18 protein-coding genes are annotated in these 17,925 nt (G+C 63.1%); 7 read left to right on the forward strand and 11 right to left on the reverse strand.

The genetic code is table 11. The features are described from left to right. The first annotated feature begins 11 nt into the window (after positions 1 to 11). The 7 genes from AKL02_RS02425 (at position 12) to AKL02_RS02455 (ending at position 6,282) form a co-directional block, all read left to right on the forward strand. Entirely contained in the window at positions 12 to 821 is an 810-nt protein-coding gene (locus AKL02_RS02425) for a methyltransferase domain-containing protein (RefSeq protein ID WP_083077737.1), read from the forward strand. Then, positions 821 to 1,411: an MOSC domain-containing protein gene (locus AKL02_RS02430; protein WP_078545210.1), complete on the forward strand. Its 591-nt coding sequence runs from the start codon at positions 821 to 823 to the stop codon at positions 1,409 to 1,411. The genes AKL02_RS02425 and AKL02_RS02430 overlap by 1 nt, the downstream gene beginning before the upstream one ends. Before the next feature lie 81 nt (positions 1,412 to 1,492). Continuing rightward, a complete protein-coding gene (locus tag AKL02_RS02435; RefSeq protein WP_083077736.1) occupies positions 1,493 to 3,160 on the forward strand; it encodes a formate--tetrahydrofolate ligase in 1,668 nt (555 codons plus the stop codon). Positions 3,161 to 3,227: 67 nt separating this feature from the next. After that, the gene (locus tag AKL02_RS02440) at positions 3,228 to 3,548 is read left to right on the forward strand and encodes a chorismate mutase (protein WP_078521910.1); all 321 of its coding nucleotides are present in this window, start codon (positions 3,228 to 3,230) and stop codon (positions 3,546 to 3,548) included. Beyond that, positions 3,529 to 4,407 (forward strand): bifunctional 5,10-methylenetetrahydrofolate dehydrogenase/5,10-methenyltetrahydrofolate cyclohydrolase, encoded by an 879-nt coding sequence (locus tag AKL02_RS02445; protein ID WP_083077735.1) that lies wholly within the window; start codon positions 3,529 to 3,531, stop codon positions 4,405 to 4,407. Before AKL02_RS02440 ends, AKL02_RS02445 begins: the two co-directional genes overlap by 20 nt. A 12-nt stretch (positions 4,408 to 4,419) precedes the next feature. After that, positions 4,420 to 5,322, forward strand: coding sequence for a bifunctional methylenetetrahydrofolate dehydrogenase/methenyltetrahydrofolate cyclohydrolase FolD (gene folD / locus AKL02_RS02450; RefSeq protein ID WP_078545214.1), 903 nt, complete (start codon positions 4,420 to 4,422; stop codon positions 5,320 to 5,322). A gap of 105 nt (positions 5,323 to 5,427) precedes the next feature. Continuing rightward, positions 5,428 to 6,282, forward strand: a complete 855-nt coding sequence (locus tag AKL02_RS02455) for a LytTR family DNA-binding domain-containing protein (protein ID WP_083077734.1) — start codon at positions 5,428 to 5,430, stop codon at positions 6,280 to 6,282. A gap of 5 nt (positions 6,283 to 6,287) precedes the next feature. Here AKL02_RS02455 and AKL02_RS02460 read toward each other — a convergent pair whose 3' ends face one another. From AKL02_RS02460 to cpaB, 11 genes are all read right to left on the reverse strand, one after another. After that, complete coding sequence (locus tag AKL02_RS02460; protein ID WP_078521903.1) at positions 6,288 to 7,598, reverse strand: DUF8689 domain-containing protein; 1,311 nt, start codon at positions 7,596 to 7,598, stop codon at positions 6,288 to 6,290. 142 nt (positions 7,599 to 7,740) lie between these two features. Then, positions 7,741 to 8,241 (reverse strand): prepilin peptidase, encoded by a 501-nt coding sequence (locus tag AKL02_RS02465; RefSeq protein WP_083077733.1) that lies wholly within the window; start codon positions 8,239 to 8,241, stop codon positions 7,741 to 7,743. 4 nt (positions 8,242 to 8,245) lie between these two features. Further along, positions 8,246 to 9,118 carry a tetratricopeptide repeat protein gene (locus AKL02_RS02470; protein ID WP_083077732.1) on the reverse strand — a complete coding sequence of 291 codons (873 nt, stop codon included), beginning with the start codon at positions 9,116 to 9,118 and terminating at the stop codon, positions 8,246 to 8,248. Positions 9,119 to 9,145: 27 nt separating this feature from the next. Beyond that, positions 9,146 to 9,715 (reverse strand): tetratricopeptide repeat protein, encoded by a 570-nt coding sequence (locus AKL02_RS02475; RefSeq protein WP_083077731.1) that lies wholly within the window; start codon positions 9,713 to 9,715, stop codon positions 9,146 to 9,148. 4 nt (positions 9,716 to 9,719) lie between these two features. Continuing rightward, positions 9,720 to 10,727, reverse strand: a complete 1,008-nt coding sequence (locus AKL02_RS02480) for a type II secretion system F family protein (protein WP_078602079.1) — start codon at positions 10,725 to 10,727, stop codon at positions 9,720 to 9,722. A gap of 10 nt (positions 10,728 to 10,737) precedes the next feature. Beyond that, a complete protein-coding gene (locus AKL02_RS02485; protein ID WP_078521894.1) occupies positions 10,738 to 11,697 on the reverse strand; it encodes a type II secretion system F family protein in 960 nt (319 codons plus the stop codon). A gap of 12 nt (positions 11,698 to 11,709) precedes the next feature. Further along, positions 11,710 to 13,035 (reverse strand): TadA family conjugal transfer-associated ATPase, encoded by a 1,326-nt coding sequence (locus tag AKL02_RS02490; RefSeq protein ID WP_198453239.1) that lies wholly within the window; start codon positions 13,033 to 13,035, stop codon positions 11,710 to 11,712. 146 nt (positions 13,036 to 13,181) lie between these two features. Beyond that, positions 13,182 to 14,450 (reverse strand): CpaE/TadZ family protein, encoded by a 1,269-nt coding sequence (locus AKL02_RS02495; protein WP_083077730.1) that lies wholly within the window; start codon positions 14,448 to 14,450, stop codon positions 13,182 to 13,184. A 261-nt stretch (positions 14,451 to 14,711) separates the two neighbouring features. Beyond that, complete coding sequence (locus tag AKL02_RS02500) at positions 14,712 to 15,341, reverse strand: OmpA family protein (protein ID WP_232621700.1); 630 nt, start codon at positions 15,339 to 15,341, stop codon at positions 14,712 to 14,714. 17 nt (positions 15,342 to 15,358) lie between these two features. Further along, on the reverse strand, positions 15,359 to 16,750 hold the full coding sequence (locus tag AKL02_RS02505; RefSeq protein WP_083077728.1) for a type II and III secretion system protein family protein: 1,392 nt from the start codon (positions 16,748 to 16,750) through the stop codon (positions 15,359 to 15,361). Positions 16,751 to 16,960: 210 nt separating this feature from the next. After that, complete coding sequence (cpaB, locus tag AKL02_RS02510) at positions 16,961 to 17,830, reverse strand: Flp pilus assembly protein CpaB (protein ID WP_083077727.1); 870 nt, start codon at positions 17,828 to 17,830, stop codon at positions 16,961 to 16,963. Positions 17,831 to 17,925 lie beyond the last annotated feature (95 nt).

Genomic DNA, 17,925 nt, shown 5'->3' on the forward strand with positions numbered 1-17,925 from the left:
GGTTCGCGAGAATGGTCACGCGTGACGCTTCAGTGCCGGGCGCAGCCGATTGGGATCCAGACGCTTATGCGCGGTTCCGCAATCTGAGGCTGCGCCCGGCACTCGACCTTCTGGCCCGGGTGCCGCAACTGCCCGAGCGCGGCAAGATCATCGATCTGGGCTGCGGCAACGGCGCGGTGGCCGAGGCGCTGAACCACCATTACCCCAAACGCAAGATCGTGGGCGTCGACAATTCCGAGGCGATGCTGAAGCGCGCCGCGGCGACAGGCGCCTATCACCACTGCGATCTGGTCGACATTTCCGAATGGGCGCCCAACAAGCCGCCGGCGATGATCTTCTCGAACGCCGCGCTGCATTGGCTGCCCGATCACGCAACGCTCTTCCCGCGTCTGGCCGGAGAGCTGCGCGAGGGCGGCGTTCTGGCGGTGCAGATGCCCGCCCAGCATGGCGCGCCGTCGCATCGCATCCTGCGCGAGCTGTCGCAGGAGATGTTCCCCGACCGGTTCAACTTCGCGGGCTGGGTGCCGCCCGTGGCCCCGGCGGTGGATTACGCGAAAATGCTGAGCCCCTTGGGCGAGGTCGACATCTGGCACACCGAATATCTGCAGCAGCTGGAGCCCACGCCGGGCGCGCATCCGGTCCGCCGCTTCACGGAAAGCACGGCGATGCGTCCTTTCCTGCGACTCCTAGGCGACACTGAAGCGCAGGTTCTCATCGAACGCTATGAAACCGCGCTCGAGACGGTTTATCCTCTGCGGGACGACGGCAGCGTCTTTTTTCCGTTCCGTCGTCTGTTTGTCGTCTTGTCAAAGAGGGGCTGATGGCCGCGCTGAAACCCACGCAATATCAAGGGGAGGTCGTCTGGCTCGGGCTGGTGACCACCGAGGGGCAACTGACCTCGACCCCGGTCGAAGAGATCGACTTCACCTTCGACGGTCCCGTGGGAGAGCTGCATGGCGGGCGCACGCGTCCTTCCTGCTCGCGCGTGACCGATCAGCATCCCAAGGGCACCGAGATCGCCAATGTCCGCCAGCTAACGATCCTCTCGGCGGAGGAACTGGCCGAGACTGCCTTCGCGATGGGCGTTCCGGAGATCGATCCCTCTTGGGTCGGCGCGACGATCGTGCTGCGCGGCCTGCCGGACCTGACCCATATCCCGCCCTCGGCGCGGCTGCAGAACGAGACGGGGCTGACCTTCGTGGTGGATATGGAGAACCGCCCCTGTGTCCTGCCGGGCCGGGTGATCGAAGAGCACCATCCCGAGAAGGGCAAGCGCTACAAACCCGCAGCCCAAGGCCGGCGCGGCGTGACCGCATGGGTCGAACGTCCCGGCCGTCTGGTCGTGGGCGAAACCCTGCGGCTGCATATTCCCGATCAGCGCGCCTGGGAGCTGATGGACGAGGTCCGCTGAGGCGATTTAATCCCGCAACGGTCGCTTCTTTCCCTTTCGCTGCGCCGTCAAATGGCTACCCTCCCTCAGAAGGAGGACCCGATGACGAGTGACTTAGAGATTGCCCGTGCCGCGACGCTGCGCCCGATGCCGGAAATCGCGGCGAAGCTGGATATTCCCGAAGACGCGCTGATCCCCTATGGCCGCGACAAGGCGAAGCTGGAGGCGGAGTTCATCGCGGGTCTGGATGAGCGCGAGACCGGCAAGCTGATCCTCGTCACCGCGATCTCGCCGACCCCTGCGGGCGAGGGCAAGACGACGACGACCGTAGGTCTGGGCGACGGGCTGTCCCGGATTGGCAAGCGCGCCGCGATCTGCTTGCGCGAAGCCTCGCTCGGTCCGAATTTCGGGATGAAGGGCGGGGCCGCGGGCGGCGGCTACGCGCAAGTCGTGCCGATGGAGTCGATGAACCTCCATTTCACCGGCGATTTCCACGCGGTCGGGGCGGCGCATAACCTGCTCTCGGCGATGATCGACAACCATATCCATTGGGGCAACGCGCTCGAGATCGACGCGCGCCGGATCACGTGGCGGCGCGTGCTCGACATGAACGACCGGGCGCTGCGCGATATCGTGGTCAGCCTTGGCGGCGTCTCGAACGGCTTTCCGCGCCAGACCGGCTTCGACATCACCGTGGCCTCCGAGGTCATGGCCTGTCTCTGCCTGAGCCGCGATCTGACGGATTTGCAGGAGCGGCTGGGTCGGATCGTCGTCGGCTATCGCCGCGACCGCTCGCCCGTGACCTGCGCCGAGATCGGCGCGGATGGTGCGATGGTGGTGCTGCTGAAAGATGCGCTGCAGCCCAATCTCGTGCAGACGCTGGAGGGCACGCCCGCCTTCGTGCATGGCGGGCCCTTCGCCAATATCGCGCATGGCTGCAACTCGGTGATCGCGACGCAAAGCGCGCTGAAACTGGCCGATTACGTCGTGACTGAAGCGGGCTTCGGGGCCGATCTGGGGGCGGAGAAGTTCTTCGACATCAAATGCCGCAAGGCCGGGCTGAGCCCGAATGCTGCGGTGGTCGTGGCAACGGTGCGGGCGCTGAAGATGAATGGCGGTGTCGCGAAAGCGGATCTCGGCGCGGAGAACGTGGCCGCCGTCGAGGCGGGCTGCGCCAATCTCGCGCGTCACATCGCGAATATGAAGAAATTCGGCGTGCCGGTCGTGGTCGCGATCAACCGCTTCACTGCCGACACCGAAGATGAAATCGCAGCGGTGCGCGACGCCGCCGAAGCGCAGGGCGTGGAGGCGGTTCTGTGCACCCATTGGGCCGAAGGCGGCGCGGGGACCGAGGCGCTGGCGGAGAAGATCGTCGCGCTGACCGAGCGTCCGTCGCAATTCGCGCCGCTCTATCCCGATGACATGACGCTTTTCGAGAAGATCGAGACCATCGCAACGCGCATCTACCACGCGAGCGACGTCTATGCCGATCAGAAGATCCTCAACCAGCTTCGCGACTGGGAAGCGGCGGGCTATGGAAACCTGCCGATCTGCGTTGCCAAGACGCAGTATTCCTTCAGCGCGGACCCGACGCTGCGCGGGGCGCCCTCGGGCCACACGCTGCCGATCCGCGAAGTGCGGCTCTCGGCGGGGGCGGGGTTCGTCGTGGTGATCTGCGGTGAGATCATGACCATGCCGGGTCTGCCCCGGCACCCGGCTGCGGAGACGATCGGCCTCGACGCCGAAGGCCGCATCACGGGTTTGTTCTAGGGGCGCGGTCTTGAGCTTGTTGGGCCAAGCTGCGATAGGGGGCGCGAGTGTTCCGGGAGCCTTGTCGATGAAATCTCCGTCAGACCTGCACACGATGGAAGAGCTGCGCGTCGCCATCGATGCGCTCGACCGGGAGCTGGTCGAGATGCTCGGTGCGCGCACCCGGCTGATCGCCCGTGCGGCGGAACTCAAACAGGGAAATGGCTGGCCCGCACGCATCCCCGACCGGGTCGAGGATGTGGTTGCGAAGGTACGCGCCGCCGCCGGTCCTGCCGGGCTCGATCCCGATCTCGCCGACCGTTTGTGGCGCGAGATGATCGAGCATTTCATCGCGCAGGAAGAACAGGTTCTGGGCAAGGGAGACCCCGATGAGCGCCACGATCATTGACGGAAAGGCGCTTGCGCAGGTCAAGCTGGACGAGGCCTATGCCGAGGCGCAGAGGCTTTCGGAGGCAGGCTGGGCGCCGCGCCTCGTCTCGATCTCGGTCGGCGATGTCGCCGCCGCGGAACTCTATGTGCGCAACCAGAAGAAATACGCCGAGAAAGCCGGCGTGGCCTTCGAAGTGCGCAACTACCCCGAGACGATCAGCCTCGAACAGCTCCAGGGCGTGCTGGCCGGTCTGAACGCCGATCCGCGCGTCAATGGCATCATCATCCAGCGCCCGCTGCCCGCCCATATCCCGGTCAAGGTTCTGCAGAAGGCGGTGCATCCGCTCAAGGATGTGGAGGGGATGCACCCGTCCTCGATCGGCAACATCGTCTATAACGAGCTGGAGCTCGGTCCCTGTACCGCCGTCGCGGCCGTGGAGATCCTGAAATCCCTGCCGCTCCAGACCGAAGGGCTCAATGTCTGCGTGATCGGCCACTCCGAGATCGTGGGCAAGCCGATCGCCTTCCTGATGATGGGGCTCGGCGCCACCGTCACCGTGTGCCACCACATGACGCGGCAGGTCTCGGTGCATTCGCGCGCCGCCGATGCCGTGTTCGTCGCGGTGGGCAAGCCGGGGCTGGTGCATGGCGAGATGCTCAAACCCGGTGCGGCGCTGATCGATATCGGCATCAACCGGGTCGAGGGGCGCACCGTGGGCGACGCAGATTTCGACAGCTGCGCCGAGGTGGCGGGCTGGATCACGCCCGTGCCGGGCGGGGTGGGGCCGGTCACGGTCTCGACGCTGATGAACAACGCGGTCCGCGCGACCCGCATGCAGATGGACCATTACCGCACGACCTTCGCGGCGGCGGAGTGACGGAGGAATGAAATGACGGCGACGATCATCGACGGGAAGGCCTTCGCAGCGAGCGTGCGCGAGAAAGTGGCCGAGCATGTCACCCGGCTGCAAGAGGAACACGGCATCACGCCGGGCCTCGCGGTGGTGCTGGTGGGCGAGGACCCGGCCAGCCAGGTCTACGTGCGCAACAAGGGCAAGCAGACGCTCGAAGCCGGGATGAACTCCTACGAGCACAAGCTGCCCGTGGAGACCTCCGAGGCCGATCTGCTGGCGCTGGTCGAGAAGCTCAACGCCGATCCGGCGGTGCATGGCATCCTCGTGCAGCTGCCGTTGCCCGATCACATCGACGAGGAGAAGGTGATCAACTCGATCACCCCCGCGAAGGATGTCGACGGCTTCCATATCCTCAATGTGGGCCTTCTGGGCACCGGGCAGAAGTCGATGGTGCCCTGCACGCCGCTAGGCTGCCTGATGATGCTGCGCGACCAGCTGGGCAGCCTCTCGGGGCTGAATGCTGTCGTGGTGGGCCGCTCGAACATCGTCGGCAAGCCGATGGCGCAACTGCTGCTGCGCGATAGCTGCACCGTCACCATCGCGCATAGCCGCACCAAGGATCTCGCCGATGTCTGCCGTGGCGCCGATATCCTCGTGGCCGCCGTGGGCCGCCCGCGCATGATCCCGGGCGACTGGGTGAAGCCCGGCGCGACCGTTATCGATGTCGGTATCAACCGGATCGACGCGCCCGAGAAGGGCGAGGGCAAGACCCGGCTGGTGGGCGATGTCGATTTCGACAGCGCCAAGGAGGTCGCGGGCGCGATCACCCCGGTGCCGGGCGGCGTCGGCCCGATGACCATCGCGTGCCTTCTGGCCAACACGGTCACCGCCTGCTGCCGCGCGAACAACCTGCCCGAACCTGAGGGTTTGACTGCCTGACAAAGGTAGGTAAGGATTTCCACAGGTTGGGTGGGGTAAGCGGCCTTTGCCGTTGTCGGAACCGTAACGCTTGCGTTACCCAAGCGTCATTGGGGCGTGACGGCAATGGCAGGTTTCTGGAAAATATATTGGCGGGCATTGAAGATCCCGGCTCTGCCGGTGATCTGGGTCGTGGCATCGCTATTCGGCATCGTGGCCGGCCCGTTCAACACTCTCGAATCCATGTTGCTCGGTGCGCGCGTGATTTTCTGGCCGCTCAGTGTCGCGGTCGGCATCCTGATTGGCGCGGCGATCCGCATTTTTGTGCGGCGGAAGCTGGGTTTGCGCCGGTTCCGTTACGAGGCGCCCACGCTTGCCGGCCTTTCCGCTTTGGTACTGACTGTGCCGCTTTACCTGCTCGTTCTGCTGCTTGCGGCGAAGCCCAACTTCCGGGGGTTCGAGATATTCCACATGGCGGGCTATATCCTCGGCCTCTCGATGGCAGGCTCCACCCTGCGGCACTGGATGGCGCCTCAGCAGGGGCGTCCGAAGCGGACGCAGGAGGCTTCAGTGGACGCTGCGGAGAAGCAGGCCCGCCGGGACGTTGAGGCAGCGGGTAAGGGGGCTCTGTCTTCGCGCGCGCCGCGTTTGCTTTATCGGCTCGAGCCTGACCTGCGCGCACCGCTGATCCGCCTCGCGGTGAATGACCACTATGTCGACGTGGTGACCGAAGCCGGGCAGACGAGCCTGCTGATCCGGCTTGCCGATGCGATTACCGAGACCGAGGGCGCGCCGGGCCTGCAGGTCCATCGCTCGCATTGGGTGGCGCGCGATGCGGTGCGCGGCATGCGCAAGGAGAAGGGGCGCCTCTTCCTGCAGATGGCCGATGGCGAAGAGGTGCCCGTCTCGCGCACCTATCAGCCGCAGGTCGAGGCGGCGCGGTTCCGCGCGCCCGGTGCAGATGGGATGGCCGCCCAGTAGCGCCCTTAGTGGACGATCACCTCGTCTCTGACGAACATGTTGTCCCAGGCGCGATCCACCAGTTCCGGCGTCATCTGATAGGGGATGCCCTCGAACTCGCAGATCGAAATCATCTGGTCGATCAGGAAGACCGGCTGATAATTCGCGTAGATATTGTCGATGGTGGGGTACTTCACCTTGAGGAGATGCAGCAGCGCCTTCTCGTCGAGCGGCATGTTGCGCTTCTTCGCCATCATCTGGAAAATTTTGAGATAGTCGGACTGGTTCGGCCCGTCGATCTTGATCTTGAAGAAGATACGACGCAGCGCCGCCTTATCGAAGATCTCGTTCGGGTGGAAGTTGGTCGAGAAGATCACGAGCGTGTCGAAGGGCACCTCGAATTTCTCGCCCGATTGCAGCGAGAGGATATCGCGGTTCTCTTCCAGCGGAACGATCCAGCGGTTCACGAGCTTCTGCGGCGGCTCGGCCTGACGACCAAGGTCGTCCACGATGAAGACGCCGCCAGCCGATTTGAACTGCAGCGGCGCGGTATAGGTGCGCGCAGTCGCGTTGTATTTCAGGTCGAGCATGTCGAGCGAAAGCTCACCACCGGTGATCACGGTCGGGCGCTCGCAATAGACGTAGCGCTGGTCGAACTGCATCCCGCGCTTGCGCAGCGAGGTCGGGTCGTCTTCCTCGACCGGAACGGGGGTGTGCACGATCGGGTCGTAGACGGTGATGATCTGGCCCGCATATTCGATGGCGCGGGGGATGAAGATATTGTCCCCGATCGCGTCGCGGATGCCGTTCGAGATCGAGGATTTCCCGTTGCCGGGCGGGCCGTACATCAGGATCGAGCGCCCCGAGGAGACCGCCGGGCCAAGCTGGCCGATCAGGTCCGGCGGCAGGATCAGGTGGCCCATCGCGCCCAGAAGTTGCTGGCGGGTCAGCTGGATGTTGCGGATCGACTGGCGCTTCACCTGTTCGCGATAGACGGTCAGCGGCACCGGCATCGCGCCGTAATATTCCGACTGCGCCAACGCATCGAGCGCGCGCGCCTTGCCGGTGTCCGACAGCTGGAAGCCCATCTCGCCGCCGGAATTGGCGTGCAGCGTGCCCATCGCCTCCAACAGGCCCTGCTTGCGGCACATGTCGATCAGGTCCTGCACCATCGTCATCGGAAGGCAGACCAGCTTGGACAGCGCAGAGGCCGTGTCCGTATTGGTGCGGAACATCGTCTTGAGCAGGATGTCCCGCATCATCACGACGTTCAGCCCGGTTTCCTCCAGCGCGCGCGGCGGGGCCGGGGCGATGACATTCGAGGTCATCATGTTCATCTGGCGCGTCCTCTCGGCTGTGCACCCCGCTTTGGTCCTGCGCGGGGGCTAAGATCGGTCCGGGCCAATCTTGCCGGTGATTGTGGCCAAATGTTGGAAAAACCGGGTAATCGCCGCGATACCCGATCGGGAGGCTGAACAATCAGCCCAGCGCCACGAGCAGCAGATACGCCCAGAGCGTGCCGACCAGCGCCAGCCCCATCGGGAAGTCCTTGCGCTTCCAGCTCACCCAGTCGGGCGTGGCGTTCACCACGGCGGGGATTGCGCGAAAGATCCGGTGCGCGGCGAAGGCCGCAAGCAGGAAGGCGCAGAGCAGGAACATCGTCAACTGCACGTCGAACAGCTCATGCGAGAAGAACGGCGCGGCTGCGGCTGCGAATTTCGCGTCGCCCGCACCGAAATGCGCGATCTGGTTCAGGATGTAGCCGATCACGAAGACGACCAGCGCATGGCTCCACCGCCAGGCATAGACGTCGATCGGCAAGAGGAACGGTCCCGCGGAAGCGAAGATCACCAGAAGCGCCAGCACCGCCTTGTTGCGGATCTTCATGTATTTGAGGTCGGTGAAGACCACCCAGGCGCAAACCGGGGTGATCAGCACCAGAAAGATCAGCGCCGAAAGCGGCGGGGCGAGACCGAGCATCCTCTTAGCCTTTCAGTGCGCTCGACGATCCCTGATCGAGCGCCTTAAGCGCCCGGTCGGCCTCCGCGAAATACTGCGGATTGGTGTCGATCGCGTCTTGCAACAGCGTCTTGCCGATATTGACGTCGCCGCGCTTCACTGCCGCCAGACCTGCCGTATACAGAAGCTGCGCGCGTTCCGTCTGGGTCATGTCGATCACGGGCAGGTCGTATTTGCCCTGGCTGGCCCGCGCGAGAACGAGGTTGTTCTTCGTGGTGAAGCGGGTCGGGTCGTAGGTGAGCGCTTCCTTGAACAGCTTCTCGGCGCCTGCGGCATCGCCGCGGCTGAGCTTGGAGAAGCCCCAGTTGTTGTAGATGCCCGCGGGCTTCGTGGTCAGGCCCGCCGCGGTCTCGTAGAAGCTGTCGGCCTTCTTCCACTGTTTGTCACTATCGGCCACCATCGCTTCGAGACGGTAGCGGTCATAGGTCTCATGGGTCGGCGGCACGGTGTTCAGCGTGGCCTTCGCCCCGGACCAGTCGTTGGAGCGGATCTGCGCCTCGGCCATCGACACGCGGTCGTCATTGGTCGCGCCCGGCATCGTGAGGACTTCTTGCCAGACCTTCACGGCCTGCACGGGCTTTTGCGCGCGCACCAGCGATTTCGCGAGGCCGCGCTTGGCGTCGATCCGATCGGGGTGGTCGTTGGACAGCCGCGTGAAATAGGTCACGGCCTCGTTCGGATCGGCGACCGTCAGCATGATGTCGGTAAGGTTGGTCTCATCGACGGCATTCACGCTTTTCATCGCGCGGGCGACTTCGGCGTCGCTGTTATTGCCCATACAGCCGGAGAGAGTCATCGCGCAGCCAGCCAAGGCTGCCAGAAAGATCGGGTGGCGCATGTTACCTGCGTCCTTTTTGCTCGAGCCTCAGTGCTTCGTCAGCAGCAGGTAGTCACCGACCCCTTTCCTGACGAGCGTGAACTGCTTGTCCTGTGGCGCAGCGTAACCCGGCTCTTCTATTTTTGCGAGCGCCCGCTTGAGGTTTTGCTTGATCGCGTCCGATTGGCCACTGTCCAGCGCGAAGGCGAGTTTGAAGACGCGCGCGGCTTCGGCGTATTTGCCGCGCTCCATCAGAACGACGCCAAGGTTGTTCCACGCCGGCACGAAGGTCTGATCGGCCTCGGTCGCACGGCGCAGCATCTGTTCGGCTTGGTTGAGACGCCCGAGCTTCAGGTCGGCGGAACCGATGCCCGAGAGGATTTCCGCCGTCGCGCCATGCTGGCCCGCCGCGCGGTAATAGGCTTTCAGAGCAAGCTCGTATTCGCCCGCTTCCATCAGCCGGTGACCGACGAGAAGCCCGTCGACTGCCTGCGCACCGGGTTTGGTGCCGGGGGCGAAAGCGCCCCGTTTCTCAGCCGAAAGGCCGCCCGGGTTGCAGGCGGCCAGTGTGGTTACTGTCAGCGCGGCCAGTATCAGGCCGCGGCGCTCTGGGATCATGCCGTCAAATGCCCATATTCTTGAAGTTCTCAAGCATATCATGGATCGACGGGCCAACAAGAATGATCAGAAGCGGCGGCACGGTGAACATCATCGTGCCCAGCGTCATCTTGGTGGGGATCTTGTTGGCGGCTTCCTCGGCGCGCATGATCCGCTTGTCGCGCATGTCGGCGGCATAGAGGCGCAGGGCTTCGGCGATCGAGGTGCCGAATTGCTGCGACTGGATCATCACGGTCACGAAGCTTGCAATATCCGGCACGCCAGAACGTTCGCCGAAATTGCGTAGCACGGTCGACTTGTCGAGACCGGCCTTGATCTCGTGGGCGACCATCGCGAATTCCTCGGACAGGGCCGGGTAGGATTTGTTCAGCTCTTTCGAGACGCGGATGATCCCCTGATCGAGCGACTGGCCCGCCTCGACGCAGACGAGCAGCATGTCGAGCGAGTCCGGGAAACCGTTCTGCATCTCGTCGGTGCGCGCTTTTACGCGTTTGTTCACCCAGTATTTCGGGCCGTAATATCCGACGCCGCCGGGGCCGAGCACCCAGAGCACCGTGCCCAGCATCCCCATGCTTTGCCCCTCGGGCGCGCCGGAGTTGTAGAGCACGACATAGAGCGAGCCGAGCGCGAGCAGGCCGATACCCGCCGCGAACTGGACCGCGTGGAAGGTGCGCACGGCATTCGGGCCGCGATAGCCGGCCGATTGCAGCCATTTGCGCGACTCCGACAGTTCCTCGGCGTTTTGCGGCTCGAGGAAGGCCGAGTATTTCTGCAGCTTGTCGCTCTGGGTGTCGCGCAGCTTCGGGTTGGTTTTATCCGCGTTGCCGCCGGTATTCTGGCGCGGCTGGCGCGGGGCTTTCCCACGGATCTTGTCGAACGGATCCTCGCGCTTCTTCAGGAGCGCAGGGATCGCGGCGAGCACCAGAAGCCCGCCGAGCGCCGCCAGTGCGATCATCGGCCCCATCGGCCCGAGCGCATCGGTCAGCATCTGGTTGATGGCAGCGAAATCCATTGGGCTCTCCTCAGACCTTGATGGTTGTCATGACCTTCATGAAGATCACGTTGGCGCCGAGCAGCAGGAACACCACGATGGCGGCCGGGATGAAGGCGGCGGTCGTTTTCACCTCGTCGTAATAATCAGGCGAGACGACCTGAATGATCACCATCACCACGACGGGGAAGGCCGACAGAAAGATGCCCGACCAGCGCGGCTCTGCGGTGATCGCCTTCACGCGGCGGAACAGCCGGAAGCGCGAGCGGATGACCTTCGACAGACCTTCGAGAACTTCGGCGAGGTTGCCGCCCGAGGTCTGCTGGATCGACACGGCGACCGCGAGGAAGCGCAGATCCTGCATATCCAGACGTTCGGCCATTTCCGAGATTGCCTCGGCCACGTTGCGCCCATAGGCGGCCTCATCGGCGATGATGCCGAACTCGGTGCCCATCGGATCGGGGATTTCGCGTGCAACCGCCTGGATCGCGGAGGCCAGCGGATGGCCGACGCGCAAGCTGCGCACCATCAGCTCCACCGCATCGGGAAGTTGCTCCTCCATCAGCGCCATACGCTTCTTGGCCTTCGAGCTGACCCAGAAAAACACGCCGCCCACACCCATGAAGAGCGCGAGGAAGATACGGATGAAGAGTCCCGCCTGCGAGGCCACCGTGAGCGCGATGAAGGCGGCGAAACAGGCGAAGGCCATGATGCCGATCAGGGCCATCGGCGAGAAGGCGATATTGCCCTTCTGCGCCTTGTCGGCCAGCAGCGAATAGAGTGGGATCGAGCGCGCATCGTTATGCTGCGTCGCTTCCTTGCGCAGACGTTCCAGCACCTCTTCGCGCCGCTCACCCTTGTTGAGCATCTCGAGGCGGCGGTTGACCCGCTTGTTGAGCGAGATCGACTTGCCGAAGAACAGCAGATAGACGCCTTCGACGAGCAGAAGCACTGCGACGAAGATCAGCAGGTAGATAATGGGGGTCGCCATGGCGGGGTGTCCTTAGTCCTGCACGGGTTCGTAGATCGAAGCCGGCAGGTCGTAGCCCCATTGCCGGAACCGATCGGAATAATGCGAGCGAACGCCGGTCGCGGTGAAGCGACCAATGATCTTGCCGTCGGGGGCGAGGCCGAGACGCTCGTAGCGGAAGACTTCCTGCATCGAGATCACGTCGCCTTCCATGCCGGTGACCTCCGTCACCGAGACCATGCGGCGCGAGCCGTCCTGCAGACGCGAGGCCTGCACGATCAGGTTCACAGCCGACGCGATCTGGCTACGCATCGCCTTCATCGGCATCTCGATGCCCGACATCGAGATCATGTTTTCCAGACGCGCCACGCCGTCACGGGCGGAGTTCGCGTGGATCGTGGTCATCGACCCGTCGTGGCCGGTGTTCATGGCCTGCAACATGTCGATGACTTCCTCGCCGCGCGTTTCGCCAACGATGATACGGTCGGGACGCATCCGCAGCGCGTTCCTGAGACAGTCGCGCTGCGTGACCGCGCCCTTGCCTTCGACGTTCGGCGGACGGCTTTCCATCCGGCCCACATGGGTTTGTTGCAGCTGAAGTTCGGCCGTGTCCTCGATCGTCAGAATGCGCTCGGCGTTGTCGATGAAGGACGACAGCGCATTGAGCGTCGTCGTCTTACCCGAGCCCGTCCCGCCCGAGACGATCACGTTGAGACGCGTCGCGACGGCGGCCTGCAGATAGGCTGCCATTTCCTCGGTGAAGGCGCCGTAATTGACGAGATCGTCGATCCCGAGCTTGTCCTTCTTGAACTTACGAATGGAGACGAGCGAGCCGTCCACCGCGATCGGCGGCACCATCGCGTTGAAACGCGAGCCGTCGGCGAGACGGGCGTCGACGTAAGGGTTGGATTCATCAACGCGACGACCCACGGCCGACACGATTTTGTCGATGATCCGCAGCAGGTGGCGTTCATCCTTGAAGGTGATGTCGCTCAGTTCGAGTTTGCCATCGCGTTCAATGAAGATCTGCTGCGGGCCGTTGACCAGAATATCGTTGACGGTCTCGTCCTTGAGCAGCGGTTCGAGCGGGCCGAGACCCATGACCTCGTCGTAAAGCTCCTGCTGTAGGGCCTGACGGTCCTGCGCGTTCAGCGCGACCGAAAGCTCGGTCATCGCCTCGGCGGTGATATCGGCGATCTCGGCGCGCAGCTCGCGTTCCGAGGCGTGCTCGAGCGCGGCGAGGTTCAGGTTCTCCAGCAGGCGCTTGTGCAGCTCCACCTTGAGTTCCTGAAGGCGCTGCTTGCGCTTCTTTTCCTTGTCGACGGCCACCGGGTCGGCTGCGACCTTCTGAGGCGCCATCTTGCGATGCACCTGCGTCTTCGGCGCAGCGTCGATCGGCGGCGGCTTGGCGGCACCGGGCGCGGGCGGCGGGGGCGGCCTTGCCGTTGGTGGGCTTTGCCCCGTCTTTCTTGTAGCGCGAAAACATCTGGACGTGTCCTTTCGGGTCAGGCGGCCGCTTCGACGGCTTCGTTCAGCTCAACCAGCGAGCCGGCAAGCTTCTGGAATTCCTTGCGCAGCGGCACTTTCGGCGCCGAGAGCGCCAGCGGGAGCCCGTGATCGTTGGCTTGCGTGATCTGCTTGCCGCCATCGCTCATCAGCAGTTCGAGCGAGATATCGAGGCTCTCGGCCAGTCGCTTCACGCGGGCCTTGCCGTTCAGATCGGTGAATTTCGGCGCGCGGTTGAGCACGTAGCGCAGCTTCTCGGTCGGCAGCCCTTCGGATTTCAGTGCGCGCAGCATCCGCAGCACGTTCTGGGCCGAGCGCATGTCCAGCTCGATCAGCGCGAAGTAGAGATGCGCCTTGTTCAGCACCGTCTCGGTCCAGCTGACCACGGTCGAGGGCATGTCGATCACGACGAAATCGTAATGCGCGCGCGCCATGTCGATCAGGCGCTCCAGATCCTCGCCGCTCAGCAGATCGAGCGGCAGCATGTCGGTCGGCGCGGTCAGCACATCGAGCTTGTCGTTGAAGCTGAGCATCGCCTGCCGGAAGGTTTCCTTATCCATATGCTCGGTATCGGCGAGCATCTCGTAGATCACCTCGCGACGCGGCAGGTCGAGATAGGTCGCCGCAGCGCCGAATTGCAGGTCGAGATCGAGCAGGCAGACCTTCGGCGAGGTCGACGGCGCTTTCTTCTTCTTTTTGCCGTCGTGGATCGTCGCCATTTCCCAGGCGAGGTTCATCGCGAAGGTGCTCGCGCCGACACCGCCGGACAGGCCGTGGACCGGAAGAACGACACCATCATGGTTGCCGGTCGCCGCAAAGGTCGGGGCGTGCATGGGGGTCGACATCTCGGGCGGGGGCGCGGCTTGGCCCAGACGCTCGATCGCGTCATGGAGCGCACCTTCGGGAAGCGGGTAGGGGACGAAATCATCGGCCCCGAGGCGCAGCAGCTGATGCAGCGCGATCGGGCTGACCTCGTCGGCGATCAGGATGACGCGAATATTACGGTCCTTGGCCTCGGTGATGATGCCGGAGATCTTGGTCAGCTCATCCTCGTCTTCGCCATCCACGGCGATCGCGATGAACTCGAGCTGTTCCGCATCGGGTTGGCTCAGGAAGATTGCCGCTTCGTCAAAGGTAAGGTCGCCCCAGCTTTCACCAAGCTCGGTCTCCATATCCTCGATCAACAGGTCGAAATTCGACACATCGCGTGACACGGTGCACGCCTGAATCGGGGCCGGCTCCGAAGTCATGATAGCTGCTGCAGTCATTGCCTCTGTCCTCTTTTTCGTGACCCGCGGCGGGGTTCGGTTAACTCTGTTGCTACGCCGCAGACCGGACGCGACTCGCTGGACGCGCCTATTCCGTCGAGGATCAATCTCGTTTCCAATCTGGGCGACATTGGGGCCAGACTGTTTCAATTGTGGGATAAAGAGAGACGATAAAGAAAAACGGCGGGCTTTGTTGAAAGCGCCCGCCGTTCGGTACTGTGTCGTCTCGCCGCAGCGAGACAAATAGGTGAATCCAGAGCCTTAGTTGCCTTCGCCCCCGGCGCTCGCCGAGGCGATGTAGTCGCGATAGATCACCGCCGCGTACTTGCCGTCGAGCAGCATCGGTTTGCCCTTGGTCACGAAACCCGAGACCTCGGTGACGGTGCGGCGATTCTGTTCGTTCGGGGCCTGCGTGTAGACCAGCGGATGCGTTTCGCCGTAGGACACGAGCGCCTCGAGCCGAGACCGCGAGATGCCCTGCGAGACGAGGAAATTCACCACGGCCCGCGCGCGGCGCAGCCCCAGAGCCTTGTTGTAAGCGTTGGAACCGACAAGGTCGGTATGTCCGTAGACGCGGAAGCGCACTTCCGGGTTCTGCCGGATCCAGTTCGCCTGCTGCGACAGTGCATTGCGCGCCTGCGCATCGAGCACCGAAGAGTTGAAGGCGAAATGCACCGTGTTCGGCACGTCGGCGGCGAACTTGCGCGTCATATTGATGACGTAGCTTTTGTCGCCGCTCATCATTGCCTGGTTCTGGGCGATGGCGGAGCCGAAGCCCAGCGATCCTTCCGTCGTCGAGCCGACCTCGGAATTGAAGGTCTGGGTGCCTTCGGTGCAGCCAGCCAGTACCGCGACGGTGCCGATGGTGATCGCGAGAGTGCGCAGTTTCATGTTTCCAGCCATCTCGCTCACTCCATCACATAGCCATAGGAGCCGGAGAAGTCCTGCTTGGCGACTTCTGCGGCAGGGCCTTTCTGCGGCGCTTTGCCGCCCGAGGTTCTGCCGTTGAGGAACAGCTCGGACTCGGTTGGCGGCTTCAGGCGATCCGTCGGCAGCGCCAGCGTGTCGCCCTTGACGGGCGAGACAAGATGCGGCGTGACGATGATCACCAGTTCGGATTGCTTGCGTTCGAATTCGGTCGAGCGGAACAGCGCGCCGAGCACCGGAACATCGCCGAGCCACGGAATCTGGCCCACGGAATCGTTGAAGTCGTCCTGAAGGAGGCCCGCGATCGCGAAGCTTTCGCCGTCGCGCATCTCGACCGTGGTCGAGGTCGAGCGTTTCTTGAAGGCGCTGACGTTGAACGTGCCGCTCGTGTAGCCGTTCGCCGTGTCGATCGAGGAGACCGAGGCGGCGATTTCTAGGTTGATCACGTCACCGTCCACCACACGCGGCGTGAAGGACATCTCGACGCCGAAAGGTTTGTACTGGATCGAGACATCGCCGTTGTTGAGCACCGGGATCGGATATTCGCCACCGGCGAGGAAATCCGCCGACTGGCCCGAAAGTGCGGTCAGGTTCGGTTCCGCGAGGGTGCGTACGACGCCTTTGTTTTCCAGCGCCTGGATGAGAACGCCCAGTTGGAACGTGCCACGGGTGAGGCCAAGGCCGATGCCGTTGTCGTAGCTTTGAGTGGTCGCGCCGAGGGTGGTAGTCTGGGTGCCGCCGAAGCCAGCCCCGGTCCCGAAGCCACCACGCGGACCGACGCTCGCATTGATCGAGGAGCTAAGGCTTTTCGCGACCGAGCGCTGCATCTCGGCGAAGCGCACTTTCAGCATGACCTGCTGCGTACCGCCGACCATCATCAGGTTCGACACCCGGTCGGGCGCGTAACGATTGGCGAGTTCCAGCGCGCGGCTGAGCTTCTGCGCCGAGGAGACCGTGCCCGATAGGACGATCCCGTCATTCGCAGTGCGCACCTGAATGTTCTCGCCGGGCAGGATCTGTTTGAGGCGTTCCTTGAACTCCGCGAGGTCCGGGGTCACCTGAACGTCAACATTCGAAACCAGCTTGCCATCGGCACCAAGGATCGTCAGCGTCGTCCGGCCCGGCACCTTGCCCAGCACGTAGATCGAGCGATCCGAAAGGGTCTGGATGTCCGCGATGCCGGGATTGGCGATCGAGAGTTCCGAAAACGGCGTGTCGCTTTCCACGACCACCGCGCGGTTCAACGGAACCGTCAGCGGAGCTTGAGTTGCTCCGGACAGAATCCGCAACGTGTCTGCTTGCGCCGGGCTCATTACCGCGACGCTCAGCGCCATGCCGCATAGGCAGGCCTGCATTAAGGTTTTCAATTTCATCTGTGACCCTGCCTCTCCGATCACGCCACTCGCAAATCTTTTGTCTGCTTAGGGACTGTTTTGGTCCATTATTGCAAAGGAGAATGCGCCAAGACCTGTTTTTTTGCAAGAATCAATGGATTGAGCGCCGTTCTTGATGTGGATAAACGGTCACATGTGAAAGCGGGGCCCCGTAGGACCCCGCGCAAATGACTGATATTTGTCATTTATTTAGTTGGTGCAGGGGATCGGAGTCTCGACGACGTCCGTGCCCTTGCGCGTCTTGATCGTGCAGACCTGTGCTTTTTCGACCTGTTTGGCCTCTTGCTTCTGAATGCCAAGCAGCTCGTCACGGTTGATTTCGATCTGGCTCACCTGCTCAGTGTTCGAAAGCCCAACGAGCGACAGCGTGATGTTCCCGGTGTTCTGCGCGAGCGTCAGAGCCGCGACCTGCTCGGGGCTGACTTCAGCGGTGACCGAGCGCGCGATCTGCGTGGCGTTGCTGCGGTCCGGATCGGTGCTTTGATCGATCGCGATCAGTTTGAGGTTGGTGTCGATGAGCTTGGTCACCGGCTCGCCGTTAATCGTGCCGGACCAGTAGACGTCGACGAGATCGTTCGGACGCAGGAAGCCCGAGACTGCTGAGGTCGATGAGACCTGGATCGTAAAGGCACGGCGGTTGTCGGGCAGGCTTGCCATGATGCCCGCGTTTTCGCCGGGCTTGGTCACGCGATCCGACAGGATGACTTCTCGCCCCGTCACCGTCCGCATGGAGGCGCGGCTTTTGGTTTCGCCCTCGAGGAACACGGCATGTTCCGCCTCCGGCGTTCCGGCTTTCGCAGTGACCGTTCGAAAGGCCGTCGGCGGGATTGCGTTGGCCTGCATCTTGATGACAGCTAAATCCTCAGCATTGAAGTGCTCGCCGTATTTCATTGAGTGACGCGCGATGACCACTTCGCCGAGTTTCGGCGCGTTTTTCTGCATCTCTGCGAGCTGGTCGCGTTCGGCTTGAAACTGAGAAATTTGACCTTGTGCCATCATTACGGCGACGCCGGCGAGGCCGACACCGGCCACGAGAAAAAGAACAAAAATCAGTCGCATCGTTTCATCCTTCTGTTTTCTGATCGGCGACAATCCTGTGAACAGAGCCGCTTATTACAGATCAAAGTGGCGAAAACTTGGCGCATCCGCAGCAC

This window comes from Thioclava electrotropha, from assembly GCF_002085925.2.
Classification (GTDB): domain Bacteria; phylum Pseudomonadota; class Alphaproteobacteria; order Rhodobacterales; family Rhodobacteraceae; genus Thioclava; species Thioclava electrotropha.

Bases quoted from the DNA above. Each gene is read 5' to 3' on its own strand.
- AKL02_RS02440 (WP_078521910.1), top strand. From the start codon at position 3,228: ATGAAATCTCCGTCAGACCTGCACACGATGGAAGAGCTGCGCGTCGCC.
- folD (WP_078545214.1), top strand. From the start codon at position 4,420: ATGACGGCGACGATCATCGACGGGAAGGCCTTCGCAGCGAGCGTGCGC.
- AKL02_RS02465 (WP_083077733.1), bottom strand. From the start codon at position 8,241: ATGCTCGGTCTCGCCCCGCCGCTTTCGGCGCTGATCTTTCTGGTGCTG.
- AKL02_RS02455 (WP_083077734.1), top strand. From the start codon at position 5,428: ATGGCAGGTTTCTGGAAAATATATTGGCGGGCATTGAAGATCCCGGCT.
- AKL02_RS02505 (WP_083077728.1), bottom strand. From the start codon at position 16,750: ATGAAATTGAAAACCTTAATGCAGGCCTGCCTATGCGGCATGGCGCTG.
- AKL02_RS02475 (WP_083077731.1), bottom strand. From the start codon at position 9,715: ATGATCCCAGAGCGCCGCGGCCTGATACTGGCCGCGCTGACAGTAACC.
- AKL02_RS02485 (WP_078521894.1), bottom strand. From the start codon at position 11,697: ATGGCGACCCCCATTATCTACCTGCTGATCTTCGTCGCAGTGCTTCTG.
- AKL02_RS02430 (WP_078545210.1), top strand. From the start codon at position 821: ATGGCCGCGCTGAAACCCACGCAATATCAAGGGGAGGTCGTCTGGCTC.
- AKL02_RS02490 (WP_198453239.1), bottom strand. From the start codon at position 13,035: ATGGCGCCTCAGAAGGTCGCAGCCGACCCGGTGGCCGTCGACAAGGAA.
- AKL02_RS02435 (WP_083077736.1), top strand. From the start codon at position 1,493: ATGACGAGTGACTTAGAGATTGCCCGTGCCGCGACGCTGCGCCCGATG.
- AKL02_RS02470 (WP_083077732.1), bottom strand. From the start codon at position 9,118: ATGCGCCACCCGATCTTTCTGGCAGCCTTGGCTGGCTGCGCGATGACT.
- cpaB (WP_083077727.1), bottom strand. From the start codon at position 17,830: ATGCGACTGATTTTTGTTCTTTTTCTCGTGGCCGGTGTCGGCCTCGCC.
- AKL02_RS02445 (WP_083077735.1), top strand. From the start codon at position 3,529: ATGAGCGCCACGATCATTGACGGAAAGGCGCTTGCGCAGGTCAAGCTG.
- AKL02_RS02460 (WP_078521903.1), bottom strand. From the start codon at position 7,598: ATGAACATGATGACCTCGAATGTCATCGCCCCGGCCCCGCCGCGCGCG.
- AKL02_RS02425 (WP_083077737.1), top strand. From the start codon at position 12: ATGGTCACGCGTGACGCTTCAGTGCCGGGCGCAGCCGATTGGGATCCA.
- AKL02_RS02500 (WP_232621700.1), bottom strand. From the start codon at position 15,341: ATGAAACTGCGCACTCTCGCGATCACCATCGGCACCGTCGCGGTACTG.
- AKL02_RS02480 (WP_078602079.1), bottom strand. From the start codon at position 10,727: ATGGATTTCGCTGCCATCAACCAGATGCTGACCGATGCGCTCGGGCCG.
- AKL02_RS02495 (WP_083077730.1), bottom strand. From the start codon at position 14,450: ATGACTGCAGCAGCTATCATGACTTCGGAGCCGGCCCCGATTCAGGCG.